Source organism: Serratia sp. L9, assembly GCF_050632285.1.
Classification (GTDB): Bacteria; Pseudomonadota; Gammaproteobacteria; order Enterobacterales; family Enterobacteriaceae; genus Chania.
In genome coordinates, this window is record NZ_CP192593.1 from 50,074 (window position 1) to 69,952 (window position 19,879).

The following is a 19,879-nucleotide window of genomic DNA, read 5'->3' on the forward strand; positions in this document are numbered from 1 at the left end:
GCGACTCACCGTTATCTTGAAACATTATTGCCTATCAAGAATGCTAAGATTTTTCGGTAGCTTAAAAGAGTCTCTTCTTTTGTTTCGGTTTCCAGCTTGTAAGTAATACTGGAGATAATTGAACGGTCTGTGACTGGGGTACTGTTTCGCATTAGCTCTGCAACGATGAACCCCAAAAGTTCGAGCTCATTTTTTAGATATGAATCTAATTCATTGAAGTATATTCTAATTTCATGATCTGAAGTTGATGCGTCTGTCATTTTTTTGCCTCAAAAAATCCGCTTCACTCAGATGATTGGGAGCATCTGAGTAAAGCGGCAACATGGGAATATAGCAATACTAGGAACTTCGACGGGGTTGTGTCGCTTTTAAAGCGTAGTTGCTTCTAGCTGGATCGCCACTAACTGTAAAAAATTTTGTTTCGAATGGTATGGCCCTTCAGACGTGAAAAACTGAAAAAAGCCTCATTGAAGGGGAAAACCACCAGGGAAATTGAAACAACTACAGCTACTATTAGCTGAGGCGGTCAAGCGCAAAAATTAGGATTACGATCACCAAACAACCTATTGATGAAGTAATTAGCGTGTTCAGATTCATACGGATACCCATAAATTTGATTGCCAAAGAAAAAGCCCTCTACAAGGGGAGTAAAGGGCTGTTAAAAATGGTTCAATTTAGCTACTTAATAGTAGTTGGATGTTTGGAAAATGCGAACGGAATGGTGAAATTTTTATAACCATTTGGGTTTGATTTCATCATCACTTCAAAATACTACTTAGGTTCAATAAAGTACAAACAAACAGCTTCGGCATAGTCCGGGGTTTTCCTATTTAAGGGCTGCGCTATTGCGTGGCCATTTTCATTTCTGACGCCCAGAGGGGTTGTAAGGACCAATGAAAATGTCAAACAATCCCCATTCTTGGGCTGACTTAAGTAAAATTTTAGCCTCATGGTGGAGCGGTGATGTACCGATCGGCGGTGTCATCATGGCAATAGTGATGGCTGTTCTACGCATGGCTTATTCAGGAGGCGGCTGGAAAGAAACCGTTTTTGAAGGGCTGATGTGCGGTGCTGTTGCACTAACCATCTATTCTGCGCTGGACTTCTTCGACGTTCCAAAAGCACGGACGGTAGGGATCGGCGGCTTTCTCGGCTTCGTTGGCGTGAAGAAGTTAGGGGCGTTTTTATCCAGTTACGTGGGTAATCGGTTCGGCGGGGGCAATTCAGATGCAGACAAGTAATAAAGGCCGCAGCCTGATCAAAGAGTTCGAAAAGTTAGAACTGAAAGCTTATCCCGATCCTGGTACCGGTGGTAAGCCATGGACAATCGATTGTGATCCGCTCCCCGTATGTGATCCATTCATAATCAGGAATTACCGGCTTCATTCTGGCTGCATATTCTGGCAACCGGCAGATTTCTCGGCAAATTCAGAAGGTGTCATCCAGCCCAATGCAGAATGGGGACGACTCTGGTTATAGTGTATGCGCCAGCCCTCGATTTTGCACCGTGCATCCCACAGAGACATGAACCTCATGATTTAAACATGAATTTTATAACCCCTTCAATCTGATTATCATAAAGTCTCATTCATTATCATATAGCAATGTAATGCCAAGGTGATTAATAACACTGCTAAATCAAAGTCTTTTAAAAACATCTCGGAAAATAAATTTCATTCGTTAAGGTGATAAAAGCTATAAAGGCCCTGGAATAAACCGGGGCAGATTGTTTAATAATAATTGATGGTAAAGGTTGCTGTCGCATCAGCGCGCCCCGGTTTTACCACGTCTTCAGTCTGTATATACCTGGCCACTAGCGGCAGCACCTTGTTCGTAGAAACATTATTACCCAAAGAAAAAGTTTTTGGGGAGGCAAAATTGACCATAGTGGGAGATGCATCGCTTACTTGGCCATAGGCTAACTGGATACCGACCCCAGAGGCCGCTCCAGCCCCGGTTTTAAGTCCCATAATCCCTTTCGCTCCGTCAATAATCGAAGTGTTGGGCGTCAAAGTCATACCTATCTGATTAAGTGGCATAGTATTATTCACTGTTCCGTTATCCGAATAAGTTCCCGAGCCTTTAACACCATAAAATCGCGGGCAATTCGTCAAATGTATTGATGTATCCTGCCATTGGGAAGCGGTTCCCACCCCTTTAAAGGTCTTGTTGATATCAAGCGTTCCCATAGGCACATTTACGTCAGGTGTTTGGCAGGTATGCGCAACGATATTTATCACACCTGAAAAGCTCAGGGAAGCCAATCTAATATTTATAGCCGCATCATTATCACTACCTTCAGTAGTAAAATCTATTTTAATTGAGGGTAATTCACCACCGTTAATTACCCCAGGAGAGACAGAGCCTATCTTGACAAAGGCGATGTTAACATCACGAAATACAGAAAGATGTTTATGTCCTATATTGGCATTTGCTGATGAAGACGTAAAACTATAAGGTAATGGCATACCTTGGATTGTGGCAACAATACCAATACCTGAAACTCCCGTTTTATAAATTTTGCCAGCATAGGGCGAACCACTCCAGTCTGACAGGGGGAGTGGTGTCGCTGTGTAGGCTAAGCGATTATATATTCTGTATCCTGTCTGCGATGGTGTGCAGATTATATGTGGTAGGCTTGAAGGTTCAAATCTTTGACTATACAACACAGTACCATTCGGTAAATCCGGGCCAACTGTCATATTCCTGGCTTGTAACGCTATAGAAGCATTGATCGTTGCAAAGCCGCTATCGTACTTACACGTCATTGCTGCACTCACATGGTAGGCATACATTGTCACCATACCGAGCAGCAGCGATACGATTCTCTTCTTGTTGAATAAATTACTGTATAAACTCATTATTCTTCTCTCATTGCTTACGGCCTATGTAGGCCACTTTTTCTGGTGCATTTTCCCACATTCTGGTCGGCGCCTGGTGGTAACCTAATGAATAGCTGCCTGTGCGCGGCCCTTAGTCTGTGACCTCAGCGGGTGGTTCACTATGGTTGGGTATTCCGCTACTCTCTATCCCCACTTCATCCATAATTGGCCCTGGGGTAGGTATTGATTTTGCTGTACTGCGTCTCCTCACCAATAGGAGACTTTCCAGGCCGAATGTTAACTCCGGCATGCAATGAATTATAGCTGATGCCATATGATTTGCTGATGTAACCATTACGGTTACGCTGGGCGTTATAGCCCTCTCCCAGAGTTCCAGGTTCTGTTGGTCAAAAAATCCGCAGGTATGGCGTGTTTGCCTCGGTCGCTGAGTAAAGATTGATGTCTGGAAGGCTGAGAATAGGGGTATCTGAAACATTTTATTCGCTATAAAAGGGGTCTGACGCTCAGTGGAACGAAAACTTATGTTAAGCGATTGTGGCTGAGAAAAGCTAAAGGATCCTGCTGGGATCCTTTGAAGGGAGTTAAGGATGCACTCTTATTGCCATAATGTGTGATATCAATTATCTCAATGGCTGTTAGCATGTTAATCCATCCGTGTTCATTGCTTTTTCCTTCTTGACAACTCTTGTAATTCCTAAATTATCTGGAATAAGTATGTCATCTTGAGTTACAAGTAACTCTGTTCCAACTCTTTTTGTTGCAGAGGAATAATTAAGTGGGTATGTATAGCGATAACAATTATTATACAACTCATTAATTTCTGGCGCATTATCATAAGTTAAAACCATGGATGTCTCAGTCTTAAAATAGCTTCGGATACTTCTTTATGATCTTCAACATTATAAAAGTTAGCATAGAGTAATGAACCTTTATCAAAGTAAAGAGGATTAATGCAAAATATTGATTTTTTGGCATGCTTGCGACAATTTCATTCATAAAATCGATAGCGTCTTTATTATACAAATGAATTATATGCTTGTACTTTTCTACTCTTTTAATCCTGTCTATTAACCCTTTTTTATTGAATCTACAATCTAAAGGGTACTTCAGTCAGGCTCCGTTGTAAAGTACCGTGCGGCCTTTTTCAGAATATCTCGTTCTTCTTCAGTTCGCTTTAACTGAGCCTTGAGTTTCGGGATCTCACTTATGGCTTCCAGAAGATCATGGACGTGCTGTTCACTGATATTGGGTTTGGTAACCCGTAGCCACATGTAGAGGCTGTGTGCAGAAACGACCAATTGGTCGGAAACTTCGGCCACGTAATAGCCACATTCCGTTATTTAACGGGCGGCTTCTTCCTTAAATTCAGGTGTAAATCGAGGTGTACCCATACGTTTCTTCTATGCTCAAACTATAGGGCAGGCTCGTCTACCAGGACGGGGTTAGTCCAAATGAGGCAAAAAAGTGTCTACGAAACCTGATTCTGTTCATAAATCTGACTACAATAAAGTCTCATTCACTCTCATATAGCAATGTAATGGCAAGACCTTTAAAGTTTTTGTTGATGTCAATCACTCCCATAGGCACATTTACGTCGGGTGTTTGGCCGGTATGCGCAACGATATTTATCACATCTGAAAAGCTCAGAGAGGCCAATCTAATATTTATAGTCGCATCATTATCACTACCTTCAGTAGTAAAATCTATTTTAATTGAGGGTAATTCACCACCGTTAATTACCCCAGGAGAGGCAGAGCCTATCTTGACAAATACGATGTTAACATCGCGAAGGGGGAGTCGGATGTTTTCCTGGATTGTTTTATTGTGCGATCCCGAGTTGCCGACGGTATACCAATGTGGGCGAGGCGGGAGGTTGAACAGTCATGACGCCAACATGCACACCCATATCAGGCACGCTCATCGCGGGACAAGTTAGGGGCTCTCTATACAACGGCGATGAAGCCACTTCATCCTTCCGGTCAACGCCCCTGACCCTCCAAACAAAACAGGCCGGGTGTCGCCACCTAACCCCAACCGCTCCAGCCGTTGCCCAGTTCCAACTATGCGTCCACCTTGACGTCGTAGGTGTTCTTCGGCAGGTTGCGACTTAAACGCTGGACGTCCATCTCAATGGTCGATGCATTGCCGCCCGACTGCCAGTTCCCTACCACGAACGGCTGCACCCTATTCATGGAAATACGCACCTTCATAGCGTCCTTCTCTACTTCTCAGTAACATCGCCCGAACATGAAACCCTCCTCCTCAGTTGAACGTCACCAGCATTTCTGCCGAGGCAGTGACCGGCCCACTGGGCAAACTGCTGCCGCCCGAACACAGGCGCCAGGTCAACTGATTGGCCAGGGTGGTACTGCTTTGTGCACTGGTGATGCTGCCCTGTTTTATGGCGATGTTATCAAAACGCAGCCCAGTGGTGGCAGTACAGGCCCCACTGCCCGTCATCCCGTTATCTATCTCCCCGGTGATATAACCGCCTCCCTGACTTAACGCCAACCGTGAAGCCGCACCGCCGTACAGGCCGCTGAGTTGACGGAACTGCAGGTTGATATTGGCGTTTATCCTGTCTGAAGGCTGCCCACAGCTGGTGATCAGCGGCACGGGTTTCACCGCCAGCTCTGCATTGGCCTGAGTTTTGCGATTGACCGGCCCAAAATCAATGGCCGTCGGGGTGTTGACCGTACACTCCAGCGTGGAGATACGCACGGAGATATTAGTGGGCAAGATAGAAACAGACCTATCACCTGAGGGAGTAAAAGAAAAACTGGCAAAATACATCGGAGGAACCGTGGCCTCCCCGGCTTGCTGCGTCCCGTCTGCCACCAAGACCCAGGTACCCGATAGCGTCATTGTACGCGTGGCGAGTGCCAAGTAAAAGTCTTCCATACCTACCATGCTTGGGGGCAAGCACCATTCATATCCATTCGGCGAGGTGATCGTACTTTGTGCCGTTGATGTTCCCTTGGTTTCAGGTAATCCAATGGTTCCACTCAACGTTTGTCTTACGCCATTATATCGGTTATAGCTACCGCTCCCCGACGCCCGCGGAATCAACCCAACCCCCGGTACGCCGTTCAGCGGCAACGCCAGATAGCCCCCTATGTTTTTCAAGACACTTGTGAGCAAACATTGCTCATGAGGTTTATTAGTGATAGACAAGAGCCCGTATGAAGGGACTAAATATGTATGTTCGAGGGTACCGCTTAACGTCCGATTAAACGGCATTCCCTCCCACAGTATTCCCGTTCCCTTGCCGATGGTGATGGTCTCCGCCTGAACAGGGGCTATAAAGGCAGCGAGTAATGCTACACACTCCAGACTGTGCCGTGCCGTGTCTATCCAATATTGTTTCATTATTATCCTTCCTCACAGCGCACAGCCAGCATGCGCACCGGGTTGTTGGTTGATACCTGGGCCCGGTCCAGATTAAAAATCGCCTGACACTGTTGCGCCGTTCCCCGGCCCCAGACCGCCGTTAATTTACCCTGTTCTGGCAGCCCACTCAGGTACACTTGCCCCGCATCCCCCACGATACCGCTGTTAATCTCGTGGCCTTCTCCCGCCAGCGTGACCAAGGTACCAAAAGGCACCGGCGCCCCCGCCCGGGTCAGAGTCATCAACGCCTGATAACCGGTACGGGGAGCAAACGTCGCGGCCACCACCGCCCCTTTGGTCGGGTAGACGTTAGTGCTGCTCTGCGGCAGGTCCACATCTTCCGGCAGCGTCGACGGGTTCAGGCTGACCGGGTTGTTCTGGTACGGCGACAGGTACGGCACCACTGCATACCCCCGGCTGTCAGTGTGCACTCCACTGCTCATCACACTCACCCCGGCCGCGCCCGGTGCCCTGACCAGTGCCATCGAGGTACCCAGTTGCTGGCTCAGCGTCACCCCGTTCGGGTGCACCACCAAGCCGCCATTGCCACTCATATTCAAGGCATGAGTGCGGCTGCTGTGGCTGTAGCCCAGGCTGGCCATGCCCCGGCTCCCTTGCCACCCCAGGTTCAGGGTGCTGCTGCTACCATTGCCACTGCTGTTGTCATTGCTCCAGCCTTGCATCAGGCTGTAGGACAAGCGGTCTTCCGCGGCGGAACCGCTCACCCCCGCCTGCTGCTGTACCCGGCCCTCGCTGTTGTGCGTCATCTGGTAGCTGGCATAGCTGCGACTCAGCGCAGGCCTGCTGCTGAACAGGCTGAACGGTACCTGCAGATTGAAAGCCAACTGGCGGTTCTGCGGCCAGTCGTCACCGGATTTTATCCGGTCAACACTGTAGGCCAGGCCATAGCTCACCCCGCGCCAACTGCCGTTATAGCCCGCCGACAGGGTGGTATTGGTCCGCTCCTCGCCCCAGTAGTCACTGCGTGCTCCCGACAGGAACAACGCGCCGAAGTCCCCCAGTTGCTGGGTAAGTCGCACCTGAAAATCCGTCCGCTGGCGGGCCAGTGCCCAGGAGACCTGCCCTTCACTGAGCTGATAACCGCTGTTGTTGAAATCGGCAAAGCTGTAGTAATGCCGAGTGGAGTAACGGTACGCCATCAGGTCTACCGAGGTGCCGGTACTGAGCAGGCTTTTGGCATAGCGCACCCGGTAGGACTGGCCGTTCTGGGTCTGGTCATACAAGTTCGCCGACGCCAACGTCACGTCGGCCGACAGGGCACCAACATCCCCCAAAGAGACCCCACTGCCCAGCACCGCTGAGGCGTATTTCTCGGCTATCAAGCCCCCACCGTACAGAGTGACGTCATGAGGGAAACCGTAAATCAAGGTCGCCAGGGTAAAGGAAGCCTCCCGGGAACCGGTGGTGATACCCCCATTGTAACGTCCTGCAGTCAGCTCGTATTTCAGCCCCCCGGGCGCTGCATCACCGGCAGAGCCGAGAAGGCCTGGTTCCAGGTTCGCACACTGCCGTCTGCTTCGGTTACCGTCACCGTCAGGTCGCCCCCCTGTCCGGTCTGGTACAGGTCGTTGATGCGAAATGGCCCGGGCGCGACATAAGTCTGGTACACCACGTTGCCGTTCTGGCTGACGGTGACCCGGGCATTGCTCTGTGCTATCCCGCTGATGACCGGCGCAAAACCGCGTAGACTGACCGGCAGCATCTCCTCGCTGGAACTCAGCTTCATACCACGAAACGGCACGCTGTCGAAGACGTCGTTGCTGGTCGTGCTCTCCCCGACCAGCACGTCCGAACGCCAAGCCTGGATATCGCGTTGCAGGTAGGTGTTGGAGAAATGCGTTTTCTGGTTACGCTGTGTGTCACTATGACCACTGCGGCTGTCACTACGGGTATGTGTCATGTCGCTGCGCAGGCGCCAGGCCTGCCAGTTCATCCCACCACGCAGCCCCAGAAACAGGTTGGTTTGTTCGCTGCTGGCCTGCCCCCACTGCCCACGTTGGCGGCTATGCCCGCCATTGAGGTTGTAGTTGAGCAAAAAGGCCGTCATGCCCTGGTCCCACAAGGCCGGGTCGACCGTGCGGCTCGCATCCGGTTTCATCGCCACCTGGGGTATGCTGAGCTCCAGTCGTTGCTGCTGAAAGTCAAAATGTACTCGGGCTTCAGGGATAAGGGTGGCCAGGTCACTGACCGATTTATCGGTGGGCAGTCCGGCAAAGGCCGGCAGCGCCGTGGTATTGACCCCCATCTCGGCCAGGAAGGCTGGAGTCAACTCTGGGCTGACCTGTCCTTTCTTCCCCGGGGTGAACACTACCGGATATTGACCACGCTCGCTGCGGTTGACCAATACTGTGACCAGATAGGTGCCCGGCGGCGTTTGCCCTGCGCGTTCAAACGCACTCAGGTCGGTCACGGCCTCCAGGCCACCGCCCAGTGACAGCAGTGCCGGGTCAAAATAGTCGCGGCCCCATGCCAGGGAACTGCCCGCCATCAATGCACTGCCCACCAGAAATGGGGAAAGCGCTGCCGCAAGAGGATGGATCTTCATGGTTATTCTGTCCATTTTAAATAATGTGATTCCCTTTTCCGTCACGCGTCAGAAGAAACAAAGCCATCAATGCTGTTGTGCAATTGGCGTATCCCAGCCATCCTCATCAATCAGTTGCCAGGTCACTTTTCCGCTGGCAGCCGCCGGCAAAGAATAGGACTGCTGGCCAAATGGCGGCACCATCCGGCGCAGGGCCGGTTTGTCCAGGGCGACGCCCTCCACAGCCAGGCGGGAAAAGGTCAGCCAATAGGGTGTTGGGTTATGGGCGGTCAGTTGGTGGCCCTCCTGGCTGAACGTGAGTTTGGGGGCCATGTCCGCCACCGCGCGTTTTGCCAACCCGGCCGGACGGTAAAACAGCTTGAGATTGCTCACCACCGTCATTACCATCTGCTCACCACCGGGCTGTTGGGTGGGCAAGGCCTTCATCGAGATAAAGAAGACCGACTCACGGTCATTGGGCAACGGCATATCATTACGGCGGATGCGCAGTGCCAGTTCACTGTTCGCTTCCAGACGCGCCAGCGGCGGGGTGACAATAAACGGCATGGCCGGCGTGCTCTGCCATTTCAGGTCGACATCCCCGGTGGCTGGGTCGACCGGGCGCACCCAAGACTGGATCAGGTACGGGGCCGAACTCTTGTTGTAGGCGGTCAGTGTCACACCCTGTTTTTCGCCTTCCGGGTAAATCACCCGCAGTACGTAAAACGCTATCCCCGGTGCCGCATTGTCCTCGGCCTGGGTCAGTGTCGCACCGCCAGCCAGCAGACACAGGGCCAGCAGCGGATAAAGCAGACATTTCATCATGGGAGGGTTTCCGCTATAGGTGGGCGTGTTTGCTGGCAAGTTGCGGACAACCCGCCATAGTCGGTGACCGTCTGCCAGCTCACGAGATTGGCCAGGCCCTGAATGGCCAGCGTCAGACTACCCTGCGGTGGCACCATCGACGCTTGTCCGTCTAACATCACATCACGCCCGTTAACGGTCAGTCTGCCCAGGGTCTGAAAATACCCGGTCGGGTTGGCAACGCGCAGCCCTTGCGCCTCGCGCGTGAACGTCAGCAGGCAAGGCGTGGACTCTGCAGGCGGAGTGAGTCCGAGTGGGCGATAAAACAGCTTCACCACAAAACGTACGCCTACCGATAAACGGTCGGCCGCCGTGATGGGTTCTGCCTGCGCAGGAATGGCAGAAACAGAGAGATAAAACAGCGACTCCCGTTCGGTGGGCAGCGTGCCTACCTGTGGCAAGATGCGCAGCATCTGGCGACTCTCGCCTGCCAGCCGGAACAGCGGCGGGGTGACGATAAACGGCGCGAGGCTCGTCTCATCAAGGCCATTGTGCACCCGGGCCTGTATCAGATAGGCCCGTTGCCCGCTGTTGCTGACGGTGACGGTTTGCGCTTTGTCTGCCGCAGAAAACACAATGCGTGTCTGTCCCAGGCTGATACCGCCACTGCTGGCCTGCGAAGACAGGCTGAGGAGCAGAAGCAGACTTGACATCATGTAATAACGTCCCTGTGCCATCGCAGCCTCACTGATAAGAAAACGTGAACATCAGCGTGGCCGTGACGTCGCCGGTCGCCAATGAAGCACAACCGGTACTGCCACCGCAGCTGGTGCCGGCATAGAAAGTAAACGCCTGGTTGATCGGTATCTGCCCAACGTTAGCCAGTTGAAGCGTGCTGTTATCTTTGACTTCAGGCTGACTGTAATCTGGTACAGCGTCACTGTGGATCACCACAATCCCGGTACCGGCCGCCGAGCTGGCATTACGGAAAAGCCATTTGTTGTCCTGAGTGACACCATTGCCGGTAATTTTCACTATCGGCGTCAGGCTCCCGCCAGCCTGACCGGAACAATCCTGTACGAACAGGGTAAAGGGCTGTGGCACCACCAGTTGATTAGGGCGTAGCGCCGATAGGTTTACCGTCCCTAACGGCAGAATGCTTTTATCCAGGCTGAGCGTGCAGGTACCGTTGTTCAGCACCGCGGAGAAGTTCAGCGTGATGGCCCGTACCGGGGGAGAGGAGAGCGCCCCCTGCCAGTACTGCCGTCAGCACCGTGTTAAGGTAATGTCGTATTGAACGCATCGGTGCCTCCGCTATCATTGAGGGTTTGCCACTGCACCTTGCTGTCCGTTGCCAGCGGCGTTTTCACCAGCCAAGTGTGGCTGCCGAACGGAGCCAGCATCAGGGAAGCCGGGGTATCCAGCGGCAATTTATGTCCGTTCACCGTCAATGTGGCCAGACTGACGAAATAAGGATAAGGATTGTTCACCTTCAGCCCTCCCGGTGCGCGTGAGAACTGCAGCCCCTTCTGAGCGGACGCGGAAGAGCCGCTCAGGCTCGCTGGCCGATAGAACAGTTTGATGATGCTGCCTACACCGAAACGCAACTGTGCCTGAATGTCATTGGATTTTTGCGCGGGGTCTGTTGGCGTACTGGTGGGAATGGCGGTGGCATGAAAATAAAACACCGATTCGCGGTCGGCTGGCAAGGGCGCCCCGGTAAAAGCAATGCGTAACTGGTTGACGCTTTTGGGCTCCAGGCGAAACAACGGCGGCGTCACGGCAAAGGGCGCCGTAGTCTGTGTGTCCTGCTTACCACTGACCGTGGTCTGGACCAGATACGGCCCGTGGCTTAAGGTATTACGTACCGTTACCGGGATACTGCTGGCGCCTTCCGGGTAAATCAGACGGGTCGCATTGATACCAAACCCGGCGGCCCCGCCAGCCAGTGGCGTACCCAGCAGGGTCAGCCCCAGCGCAAACAGAGGGATAAAGCGCGTCATACGGTAACTCCAGAAAAGGCGGGCCAACGGCCCGCCGGGAACACATCAGTTATAGGCGAAGCTAAACAGGATAGGCGCGCTGACCAGACCGATATCCGGGGTCATGGAGGTGGAAGCCAGAGCTGCCTGCAGGCTCAGGGATTTGGCATTGAAATCCCCGGTTGCCGGTGTCGCACCCGCGGTGGCAACGTTCAGTTTCTGGCCTGCAGTGATGTAGGCAGTGGGGGTGGCCACTTCACTTAACATGATGCCGGTATTGGTGCCGGTGCTGTTAAAGATGTTTGGGTTACCGCCCAGTGTCTGACCCGTCACAATCAGATTGGCGGTATCTCCTGTGGCCACCGGCGTGTCACAGTTGCTCAGGCCTACAGTGAAGGTCTTGACGCTCGCGCCAACCGGGGTAGCGACTGCGCTGAAATCCGATGCGGTATAGTTACCCAGGTCCAGATTGGCATTGGAAAGTGAAATGTCACAGGTCGCCGCTTCCACGGTGGCGGTAATGGTCATTTGCGCGTTAGATGCTGCCTGGGCAACACCAGCACTAACCAACAGGGCAACCACAACGGGAGTCAAAGTAAAAATAGTCTTACGCATTATATATTCCTTAATTTATGCATTTAAAAAAGTGAAACAACACGTTGCTGGCGGATAGTCTGCCAACACACAACACTTATCTGTACGGCATGCACAGATAAACGTATTTAAACGAAACCATCGCAACGAAGGAATTATTCCTGGCTTTCATTTAAAATAGAGCGAAAAGCAGTTGGGTGAGTGCCTTCCTTAATGTTTAAATCAACGACCTATCCCTGGCATATTTAAAGTTGATATGCGGGCTGCCTTGGGGCGACTATTTTCAGCAGTACAATTACGCTTCTGACAAAATACAAATACTGACGGCACTGTTGCAAATAGCCGCTTAGGGTAAAGTTTTCCCCCTATTCGAGATCTTAGAAACTGAAAACGTAGTTCACCAGACGCACTTCCCCTGAGGATGTGCCATAATACGAGGGTGCAATCTGTCTTTTGCATAATGTGCGCATCACCTCGAGGTCTTTGATTGTCGCATAGGCTATCTTCATGGGATTTGAAGCCTAACATATTAAAACCAATGATCTTTAACTGAGAGTGAGTGACATCTTTTTCGCTGACACAGAGCATGATAATTCCCATAAATTAGAAGGGCGCGAGAGTTTAAACCAGTGAGACCTAGTTTTTTTAACGCATTCAACTTATGGCTGCTGACGGTTTTTTCCGAAATTAGCATTTCTTTGGAAACTACATTATTGCTTTTTCCTTTAAGTAATTTCTTCATCACCTCAACTTCACGAAGCGTCAAGTCTTTTATCCAATTCTCTATTTTGTGCTGCAAGATGTATTTTATGATGCGAGGGAATTCATAGGTCGCCGTCTTTTTTGACAAGACTCCATAGATCCATTTGTCGGATGAGATATTCCCTGAAACAGAATTGATTACACGCAAATCTGCGGCTACGGCAAACAATAGTGTCATCTTCGACAGGTTTCTATTGTCGGATGATAATAGAATGACATCGTCTTGCTGATAACCGACCAACTGATTGGATTTCATTAGTAACTGTGCATCTATGATCGCAGCCTGGTACCCTGATTGTAATAGTAATGCTTCAGCACCTAATGCAAAATAGCTGTCGTCAGAAATTATTTTTATCATACTTTGAATTCCCTTTCTCAGTAGTCAGTTCCATTCACATACATTTTTTTAAATAGATAAGCGTGATATTTTCTTTATTTATAGTATAACCTTGATTTTTCACTCGCTTTATAAAATTGACACCAATACCAAATGAGTCAAGTTTTCTATTCAAGTCTTTTATGACTTGCCATAACCTCTGTCTGGAAGAGCTCAGCCCCTGAACATCCCAAACATTGGTCATGATGTCTTCATCAGGAACAGGATGGTATAGCGCATTATCCAAGATGTAGATTAATAATCTCATCATGGTTCTTCTTAAATAGGCAACCTGTAAGTCAGCGTTTCTTTTATCTGAAGAAAGATAAATGATCCGTTTATGAAATATGTCTACATAAACATCGTATCCAATACGATAGCCGCATAAAGTATATTCCTTCATATATAAAGCCTTAAACCAGACCCTCTATTTTTGCTTGTGCCATAATTCGTCATCTCTCAGGGTCTGGGTTATCATTTTACGGTCACTGAGCATTGTTTTTCAAATCAGTTTGCCATTGGCTTTAAAGTTCAAAAAAGATCCCATCAAAGAACTTTAACACCAACATTCAATGATGAATTAGCATATAAACCTAAAAAAAATGATGTTCAATAATTATGCTTCAAAAGGTGTGCGAAATTTATCATCAAACATTTACGATATGATTTCCACGATCCACAGACAGATAAACCAAATTTTTGTCTGGCTATTAAGATATCGCATCATTACACCAACCGTTCGACTCATTTAGTAGAGACAGAAATGAACCTCTTGTCGTAGCCTTGTTGTCCGCCATCTGCGGCTCGATGTGAAAAATAGTACGTTCAAAAGGCTATCAAGAGTAGGGAAATCCGTTTAATTAGATCCTTAATTTATCTAAGACAATTCTTAACTCGTCGCCGTAGTCGTACTTGCATGAAAAAATGCCATGAATAGATAGAACAAAAAAATCAACTCAATGATAAATAATGATTTTATTTATGAGAATAATTATCATTACATAGGTACTGTATTTCCATAGCAAGTCATTTAATTAAGAAAAATCCTCCTTAATCAGATTTTTTTACACACTTCAAGTGGAATGGTCGCTGAATCTTAGCCTTGTCATTTTCCATACCACCGTAAAATATACCCATAAAAGTGTTTCAATCGGAGATCGTGACTGGGTGTGTCCCGTAACTATTTTTTGTACAGTATGGTTATGTTTAATCGGCAGGAAGCTTTCGAGTTTGGCTCGTTATGATGGCACAGTCCAAAATAGGCAGTGGTGATAAACTGAGGTCTCTTTTTTGCATAGGTGGCAGCACATAGACCCTTGCCATGGTCGACATTTTAAGAACGATATCATCCTATGGGCTGTTCGCTGATACAGCAAATATGCCATCAATAATCGCAGACTCCAGGATATGTTGGCTGAACCGGCGTCAATGTCTATCACAATACGACTTATCGCTGGATTTGAAGAAATATAGCAAGTTTTAATTCAACGTGCTTTTCTCTGAAGGTTATGAAAATGATACTTCCGTTCTTAAAAGCACTATGAAGAAGAGTCTATATGTTTAGCAGCAAATATTGGTTATGAGTGAAACAGACTGAGATGCAGCCCTTACCCATCTGAGAGCACTCCCTTACCAGGTACACTTCCCGATGAGTTGGGATCGTCGGCATCTCTTGCATTTACGCTATCGGCCAGGTTTGTTCGCCATCATTAAGCCGTTCGGAATTGATTTTCTTTTATGCGGCAAACCCGATATGCGTTTGCAAATATGGTTAATGATCCGCTCCTCTGGCGCTGACCGGAGCCTTGTAATCGTATTGAGGTGACTCTGGTTCACTCATACAATAAAGCCGTTGCCAGTACATACGGGTACAAGAGTTACTGGGTAGAACTTATGACTTCCGCCAGATCAAAAATATCATGGCCAGGTGCCCTCATATTCGTATTATTGCTATAAACTTAAGTTAAAAAAGCATTGAAATTATCGAGGCTTGTCAATTAATACATCTCTAATATAGAAAGAAATATAACCCTAATAACGGCAATAAACATGACAAATTTTTTAGAAAAGAGTGTGGCTACAAAAAATGTCTATTTAATTCCAAGGTGTGATCACCGAGACGAACACGTCCGAGTGAACGGTCGCTCGGAACGGGTCGTGATATTGGCGGCGCAGACCACGTGGCTCCATGCATGAGGATCACCGACGCGATCTGCTTTTTCCTGCAGCGGGATCGGCCTTTTCGATGTCTACTCTTTACAGAAATGGAGCAGCCTGATCAGGAACGAGGGTTCCGCTCTCTGTTATTTCCGGAAGCAGAACCGCTTGAGGCATTTTTGGGGATTTTATCCCGTATGTAGTGCCAGAGTTACATAGCTAACACGACATACAGTGCAAGCGGATCCTTTTGGGATCCCCCGCCGATCCTGCTTAGCTCTCTTTTGATTCCGATTTATGGTATATTTCCAAAAGTCGGAAGAGAAAAGGCGGCGATGACCGATTGCGAAAACGAATTATTGCTCGTGCGCCGGCACAGTGGATTGGCGATACTGATGAGGCGTTGTCCTGCATGGACGACGAAAACGTCAGTTTTGGCCCGGCATTGAAAGAAGTTGCGCTACGTGAAATCTGAACGTCGACGTGGGGCGTAGACGCCCATTTTTTACGTAGCGCAACCTCATGCCTTTGACCGTTTATGACTCAGCCTCGACCGTAGGCTCGTTCTTCGGCAGATCCGGTGACCGTGGTGCTGACCCTTGGTAGACAGAACAACAGGAGCAGATGATGACCTATGATCCGGCACTGGCCATGGCGGGGGCCCCCGCCGGTGGATCCACCCCGATGTTGGCACCGCAAGATTATCAACGTGCGCTGTCGTTGCGCCAGATGGCCATGACCTATGATGAGCTGCCCCGGTATCTGCTGGCACCGGAAGTCGCCGCCCTCCTGCACTTCTTGCCGGATTGGACACAGCATGCGCTGATCAATCTTTTGTGGAATACCGGTGCCCGGATCAATGAAGCCCTGGCACTGAGGCGGCGGGATTTTCGGCTCAATGTGACCATGCCGCATGTGGTATTGCGTACGGCCAAACAACGCCGAACCGGGCGTGGCCGACCCTCGAAAGGCAAGTCGGCGAACCGCACGGTACCGTTGACCGATCCGCAATTTGTGGATGAGCTTCGCCGACTGTTTGCCAGTACCAAGGAGTTGTTTGAAATCGATGCCGAGACGGGCGAACGTTCCCCTCTGCCTGTCTGGCAGATCAGCGATCGGGGGTGCGCAACTGGCTGACGAAAGCTGAGCATCTGGCAAAACGTGAAGGGATCCGATTTAGCGTGCCGGTGACGCCGCACGTGTTTCGGCACAGTTACGCGATGCACATGTTGTACCAGGGCACACCACTGAAGGCGGTTCAGGGGTTATTGGGGCATGAAAAAGCGGAGAGTACCGAAGTCTATACGCGGGTTTTTGCACTGGATATTGTGGCCAGCCGCCAAGTGCAGTTCACCTTGCCCCCTCAGGAAGCGATGGGCATGATCCGCAATATTCATGGACAAGGGAACATGTTGAAGAACGAAGGCAAGTGAGCCGGTCAGGGTGACCGGCTCTTTTCCCTGATGCTGATCTTAGTGTTATAAGGTGCCGTCATCGCACTGGTGTTTAGTAACTCTAAACATATTGGATGTTAAGTGATGCTAAACATGTCGTCAATCTATTCTTTGACGGCAGATCATGATCCCTTTACGATTGAAAACCGCCCGCCAGCAAGCCGGACTGACCCAGGAGAAACTGGGTGTTCTGGCCGGTATCGATGAGTCCACCGCCCGTTCGCGGATCTCACAGTATGAAAGCGGGACCTACACGCCTTCTTTTACGATGATGTGTGCCTTGGCTCAGGTGCTGAACGTGCCTGAGTGTTACTTCTATATTCTTGATGATGGGTTTGCGAAAAAGGTCCTGCAGTTGTATCGGACCAAGGGCTGAAATGATGATACTTATATCTTCCCTGCGCCGTGGGGGAGCTGGAGATCCTGGATGCTAACGCCCTGCGGTTGTTCAAATCCCGCTATGGCGCCAGTGAACTGACCGCCAAGCCGGATTTTAGCGTGAAAAGAGTATAAAGGCAGAATGAGGGAGAGTGAGGGAGAGTGACTCTACGTCAGACTGTCTTCGGTCAGACCGGTCATTTTCATGACGGTATTGTTATCGAAACCGTTCTGCTGCAGATTGCGGGCAATCTCTATCGTTGATCACTACCATCCTGCCTTGGTGTACTCCTGTACAACCCCTTTGGCATCACCACAAAACCAGAGTTGCGACGCAATGGTATTGGGTGTGTAAGGGCACCCAACTCTGCTATGGCAGTATGAAGGTCGCTACAGGCATCTTGGAAAAGCGCCGTTATGCCGGGTTTTTGTGACTGATGGTATATCGCCAACCACGTATTTTGTAAATATTGTTGGGAGGAACTTATCAGAGGATCAATCCTGCTCTCTTTTGATGGCATCGTTGTTTTCAATGCAAATTTGTGTTGATTCAGACCTGGCGCAGTCTTGTGGTGGCGGCTTTGTAAACTTCCAACCGTTCGCGTTTGCCAACAGCAAGAACGAGGATCACAACAGTCTCATCTTCGACCTTATACACCAGTCGATATCCAGACGCGTGGAGTTTAATCTTATAGCAATCAGGCAAAGAGTGAAGCCGGTTAGCCTCAACGCGGGGGTTTTTGACAATCTGTGCCAGCTTCTTCTTTAGCTGCTGGCGCACGGTATCACCTAATTTATGCCATTCTTTGAAGGCAGCGTCGTCAAAATCAATTTTATAGGTCATCGAGCGATACGCGGATCCGTTTACCCGGGTTAGCCAGACGCTCGCGTGCCTGTTCGATGATGTCAGCGTCTTCGTCAGCCAGCAATGCGACCTGAACAGGAAGACGGTTGTTTTGAGCAACGTATTCAAGTACCAGGCGTACTGCTTCAGATGCTGTTACTCCTAGCCCATCGAGTGCTATTCCGGCACGTGCTTTTAAATCGTCGTCGATGCGAATGTTCATCGTAGCCATTGCAAAGCTCCTTGTAATTACAGTTGTGTATACATGATAATCGTTCACTGGTAAAAAATAAAGCACAGAAGACCCTATATCTAAATGCAGTATTTACCCCCTCAGCCTTGCGCAATAGCGGAGAGCTTCCTAGCAATGAAGGAAGCTTGCCTGGCTTTAAAGGGTCTACCGAGTATATCTTCAGAGTGATGTACTGAACGCGACAAAGGAGCAAGTTAAGGATTAATAAAATTTCGCAATGGTGTTGCTTTTTTATTTATTATGCAGGAATATTGATTTTATTCAAATAAGCTACATAAGAAGGGGTTTTGGTGATTATGGATTCTCATCAAACAGAGAAAGTCGCACTACGTGCCGAAAAAATGCTGTCCGCGTTGACTGAGCAGATACAACTTCAGAAAAAAGAACTGAATGAAAACGAGTATTTTCAGGTATATGCCAAAGCTGCCGTTGCAAAATTTCCAAAGTTGACGCGCGCTAATGTTGATTACGCTGTCAGCGAGATGGAAAGCAGTGGTTATATCTTCGACAAGCGTGCGGCCGGTTCGTCAACAAAGTACGCGATGACCGTCCAGAATATTGTCGATATTTATCACCACCGTGGTGTCCCTAAATACCGCGATCGCCATCCTGAAGCAATAACTCTTTTTGTCGGCAACCTAAAGGGCGGGGTCTCAAAGACCGTTTCTACGGTTTCATTGGCTCACGCACTGCGTGCCCACCCTCACCTCCTTTTTGAAGATTTACGCGTTCTGGTCATTGATTTGGATCCTCAGTCCTCGGCTACCATGTTTTTGAACCATACCCGTGCCGTGGGCCTGGTTGAGTCAACCTCCGCTCAGGCCATGCTCCAAAATGTCAGCCGGGAAGAGTTACTCAATGAATTCATCGTGCCTTCTGTTGTGCCAGGCGTCGACGTTCTTCCAGCATCCATTGATGATGCGTTTATCGCTTCAGGTTGGGAAAGTTTGTGTGCCGAGTATTTACCTGGCCAAAACCCTCATGCTGTATTGCATGATAACATCATTGATAAATTGAAGGCGGATTATGACTTTATCTTTGTCGATAGCGGTCCTCACCTAGACGCATTCCTTAAGAACGCGATTGCGGCCGCCGATCTCCTGATGACGCCGATCCCGCCTGCACAGGTTGATTTCCATTCGACATTAAAGTACCTGACCCGTCTGCCTGAGCTGGTCAGTATCATTGAAGCTTCTGGTTGCCCGTGCCGGTTGCAGGGAAATATCGGTTTCATGTCCAAATTGTCCAACAAGCCCGATCACAAAGTCTGCCACAGCCTCGCGAAAGAGATTTTTGGCGGAGACATGCTTGATGCGGCTTTGCCGCGCCTTGATGGCTTTGAACGTTGTGGAGAGTCCTTTGATACGGTGATCTCCGCGAACCCAGCGACCTATGTGGGGAGCAGCGAGGCTTTGAAAAATGCGCGTACCGCAGCTGAAGATTTTGCCAAAGCGGTATTTGACCGTATTGAATTTATTCGAATGAATTGAGGTGCCC

Annotated in this window: 19 protein-coding genes and 5 pseudogenes; 6 read left to right on the forward strand and 18 right to left on the reverse strand. The window is 49.5% G+C overall.

From position 1 onward, the window contains the following. Positions 1 to 11: 11 nt before the first annotated feature. The gene (locus ACQ86O_RS27385; RefSeq protein WP_431225949.1) at positions 12 to 260 is read right to left on the reverse strand and encodes a biofilm development regulator YmgB/AriR family protein; all 249 of its coding nucleotides are present in this window, start codon (positions 258 to 260) and stop codon (positions 12 to 14) included. Positions 261 to 893: 633 nt separating this feature from the next. Here ACQ86O_RS27385 and ACQ86O_RS27390 point away from each other — a divergent pair. Together ACQ86O_RS27390 and ACQ86O_RS27395 are read left to right on the forward strand one after the other, a co-directional pair. Continuing rightward, a complete protein-coding gene (locus ACQ86O_RS27390; RefSeq protein WP_431225950.1) occupies positions 894 to 1,241 on the forward strand; it encodes a phage holin, lambda family in 348 nt (115 codons plus the stop codon). Next, a pseudogene (locus tag ACQ86O_RS27395) lies at positions 1,228 to 1,329 on the forward strand (lysozyme); the annotation flags it as partial. The gene ACQ86O_RS27390 and the pseudogene ACQ86O_RS27395, both read left to right, overlap by 14 nt. Before the next feature lie 53 nt (positions 1,330 to 1,382). Here ACQ86O_RS27395 and ACQ86O_RS27400 read toward each other — a convergent pair. The 15 genes and pseudogenes from ACQ86O_RS27400 to ACQ86O_RS27470 all read right to left on the reverse strand — a co-directional run. Then, positions 1,383 to 1,529: pseudogene (locus ACQ86O_RS27400) on the reverse strand (integrase core domain-containing protein); the annotation flags it as partial. Between the two features lie 201 nt (positions 1,530 to 1,730). Continuing rightward, positions 1,731 to 2,861, reverse strand: a complete 1,131-nt coding sequence (locus ACQ86O_RS27405; RefSeq protein ID WP_431225951.1) for a fimbrial protein — start codon at positions 2,859 to 2,861, stop codon at positions 1,731 to 1,733. A gap of 617 nt (positions 2,862 to 3,478) precedes the next feature. Further along, positions 3,479 to 3,691, reverse strand: coding sequence for a hypothetical protein (locus tag ACQ86O_RS27410; RefSeq protein WP_431225952.1), 213 nt, complete (start codon positions 3,689 to 3,691; stop codon positions 3,479 to 3,481). A 291-nt stretch (positions 3,692 to 3,982) separates the two neighbouring features. Next, positions 3,983 to 4,183: pseudogene (locus ACQ86O_RS27415) on the reverse strand (transposase); the annotation flags it as partial. Between the two features lie 720 nt (positions 4,184 to 4,903). Then, a complete protein-coding gene (locus tag ACQ86O_RS27420; protein ID WP_431225953.1) occupies positions 4,904 to 5,053 on the reverse strand; it encodes a hypothetical protein in 150 nt (49 codons plus the stop codon). Between the two features lie 52 nt (positions 5,054 to 5,105). Then, the gene (locus ACQ86O_RS27425; protein WP_431225954.1) at positions 5,106 to 5,984 is read right to left on the reverse strand and encodes an adhesin; all 879 of its coding nucleotides are present in this window, start codon (positions 5,982 to 5,984) and stop codon (positions 5,106 to 5,108) included. 230 nt (positions 5,985 to 6,214) lie between these two features. Next, entirely contained in the window at positions 6,215 to 6,475 is a 261-nt protein-coding gene (locus ACQ86O_RS27430) for a FimD/PapC C-terminal domain-containing protein (protein WP_431225976.1), read from the reverse strand. Between the two features lie 87 nt (positions 6,476 to 6,562). Continuing rightward, positions 6,563 to 8,814: pseudogene (locus ACQ86O_RS27435) on the reverse strand (fimbria/pilus outer membrane usher protein); the annotation flags it as partial. Positions 8,815 to 8,865: 51 nt separating this feature from the next. Then, on the reverse strand, positions 8,866 to 9,603 hold the full coding sequence (locus ACQ86O_RS27440) for a fimbrial biogenesis chaperone (protein ID WP_431225955.1): 738 nt from the start codon (positions 9,601 to 9,603) through the stop codon (positions 8,866 to 8,868). Continuing rightward, the gene (locus tag ACQ86O_RS27445; RefSeq protein WP_431225956.1) at positions 9,600 to 10,298 is read right to left on the reverse strand and encodes a fimbrial biogenesis chaperone; all 699 of its coding nucleotides are present in this window, start codon (positions 10,296 to 10,298) and stop codon (positions 9,600 to 9,602) included. Before ACQ86O_RS27445 ends, ACQ86O_RS27440 begins: the two co-directional genes overlap by 4 nt. A 28-nt stretch (positions 10,299 to 10,326) precedes the next feature. Next, the gene (locus tag ACQ86O_RS27450; RefSeq protein ID WP_431225957.1) at positions 10,327 to 10,782 is read right to left on the reverse strand and encodes a fimbrial protein; all 456 of its coding nucleotides are present in this window, start codon (positions 10,780 to 10,782) and stop codon (positions 10,327 to 10,329) included. 77 nt (positions 10,783 to 10,859) lie between these two features. Beyond that, complete coding sequence (locus ACQ86O_RS27455; protein ID WP_431225958.1) at positions 10,860 to 11,585, reverse strand: fimbrial biogenesis chaperone; 726 nt, start codon at positions 11,583 to 11,585, stop codon at positions 10,860 to 10,862. 45 nt (positions 11,586 to 11,630) lie between these two features. Continuing rightward, a complete protein-coding gene (locus tag ACQ86O_RS27460; RefSeq protein WP_431225959.1) occupies positions 11,631 to 12,179 on the reverse strand; it encodes a fimbrial protein in 549 nt (182 codons plus the stop codon). A gap of 508 nt (positions 12,180 to 12,687) precedes the next feature. Then, positions 12,688 to 13,278: a LuxR C-terminal-related transcriptional regulator gene (locus ACQ86O_RS27465; RefSeq protein WP_431225960.1), complete on the reverse strand. Its 591-nt coding sequence runs from the start codon at positions 13,276 to 13,278 to the stop codon at positions 12,688 to 12,690. A 34-nt stretch (positions 13,279 to 13,312) separates the two neighbouring features. Beyond that, on the reverse strand, positions 13,313 to 13,699 hold the full coding sequence (locus ACQ86O_RS27470) for a winged helix-turn-helix domain-containing protein (RefSeq protein ID WP_431225961.1): 387 nt from the start codon (positions 13,697 to 13,699) through the stop codon (positions 13,313 to 13,315). Positions 13,700 to 15,796: 2,097 nt separating this feature from the next. On the opposite strand from ACQ86O_RS27470, the gene ACQ86O_RS27475 reads away from it, so the two are divergent. The 3 genes and pseudogenes from ACQ86O_RS27475 (at position 15,797) to ACQ86O_RS27485 (ending at position 17,283) form a co-directional block, all read left to right on the forward strand. Next, positions 15,797 to 15,928 (forward strand): hypothetical protein, encoded by a 132-nt coding sequence (locus tag ACQ86O_RS27475; protein WP_431225962.1) that lies wholly within the window; start codon positions 15,797 to 15,799, stop codon positions 15,926 to 15,928. Positions 15,929 to 16,080: 152 nt separating this feature from the next. After that, positions 16,081 to 16,886: pseudogene (locus ACQ86O_RS27480) on the forward strand (tyrosine-type recombinase/integrase). A gap of 145 nt (positions 16,887 to 17,031) precedes the next feature. Then, on the forward strand, positions 17,032 to 17,283 hold the full coding sequence (locus ACQ86O_RS27485; protein ID WP_431225963.1) for a helix-turn-helix domain-containing protein: 252 nt from the start codon (positions 17,032 to 17,034) through the stop codon (positions 17,281 to 17,283). 552 nt (positions 17,284 to 17,835) lie between these two features. Here the strand turns inward: ACQ86O_RS27485 and ACQ86O_RS27490 are convergent. After that, positions 17,836 to 18,129, reverse strand: a complete 294-nt coding sequence (locus ACQ86O_RS27490; RefSeq protein ID WP_431225964.1) for a type II toxin-antitoxin system RelE family toxin — start codon at positions 18,127 to 18,129, stop codon at positions 17,836 to 17,838. After that, the gene (locus tag ACQ86O_RS27495) at positions 18,119 to 18,361 is read right to left on the reverse strand and encodes a type II toxin-antitoxin system RelB/DinJ family antitoxin (RefSeq protein WP_431225965.1); all 243 of its coding nucleotides are present in this window, start codon (positions 18,359 to 18,361) and stop codon (positions 18,119 to 18,121) included. The genes ACQ86O_RS27490 and ACQ86O_RS27495 overlap by 11 nt, the downstream gene beginning before the upstream one ends. Positions 18,362 to 18,678: 317 nt before the next feature. Here ACQ86O_RS27495 and ACQ86O_RS27500 point away from each other — a divergent pair, with 317 nt between their 5' ends. Continuing rightward, positions 18,679 to 19,872, forward strand: coding sequence for an AAA family ATPase (locus ACQ86O_RS27500; RefSeq protein ID WP_431225977.1), 1,194 nt, complete (start codon positions 18,679 to 18,681; stop codon positions 19,870 to 19,872). Positions 19,873 to 19,879: the final 7 nt, after the last annotated feature.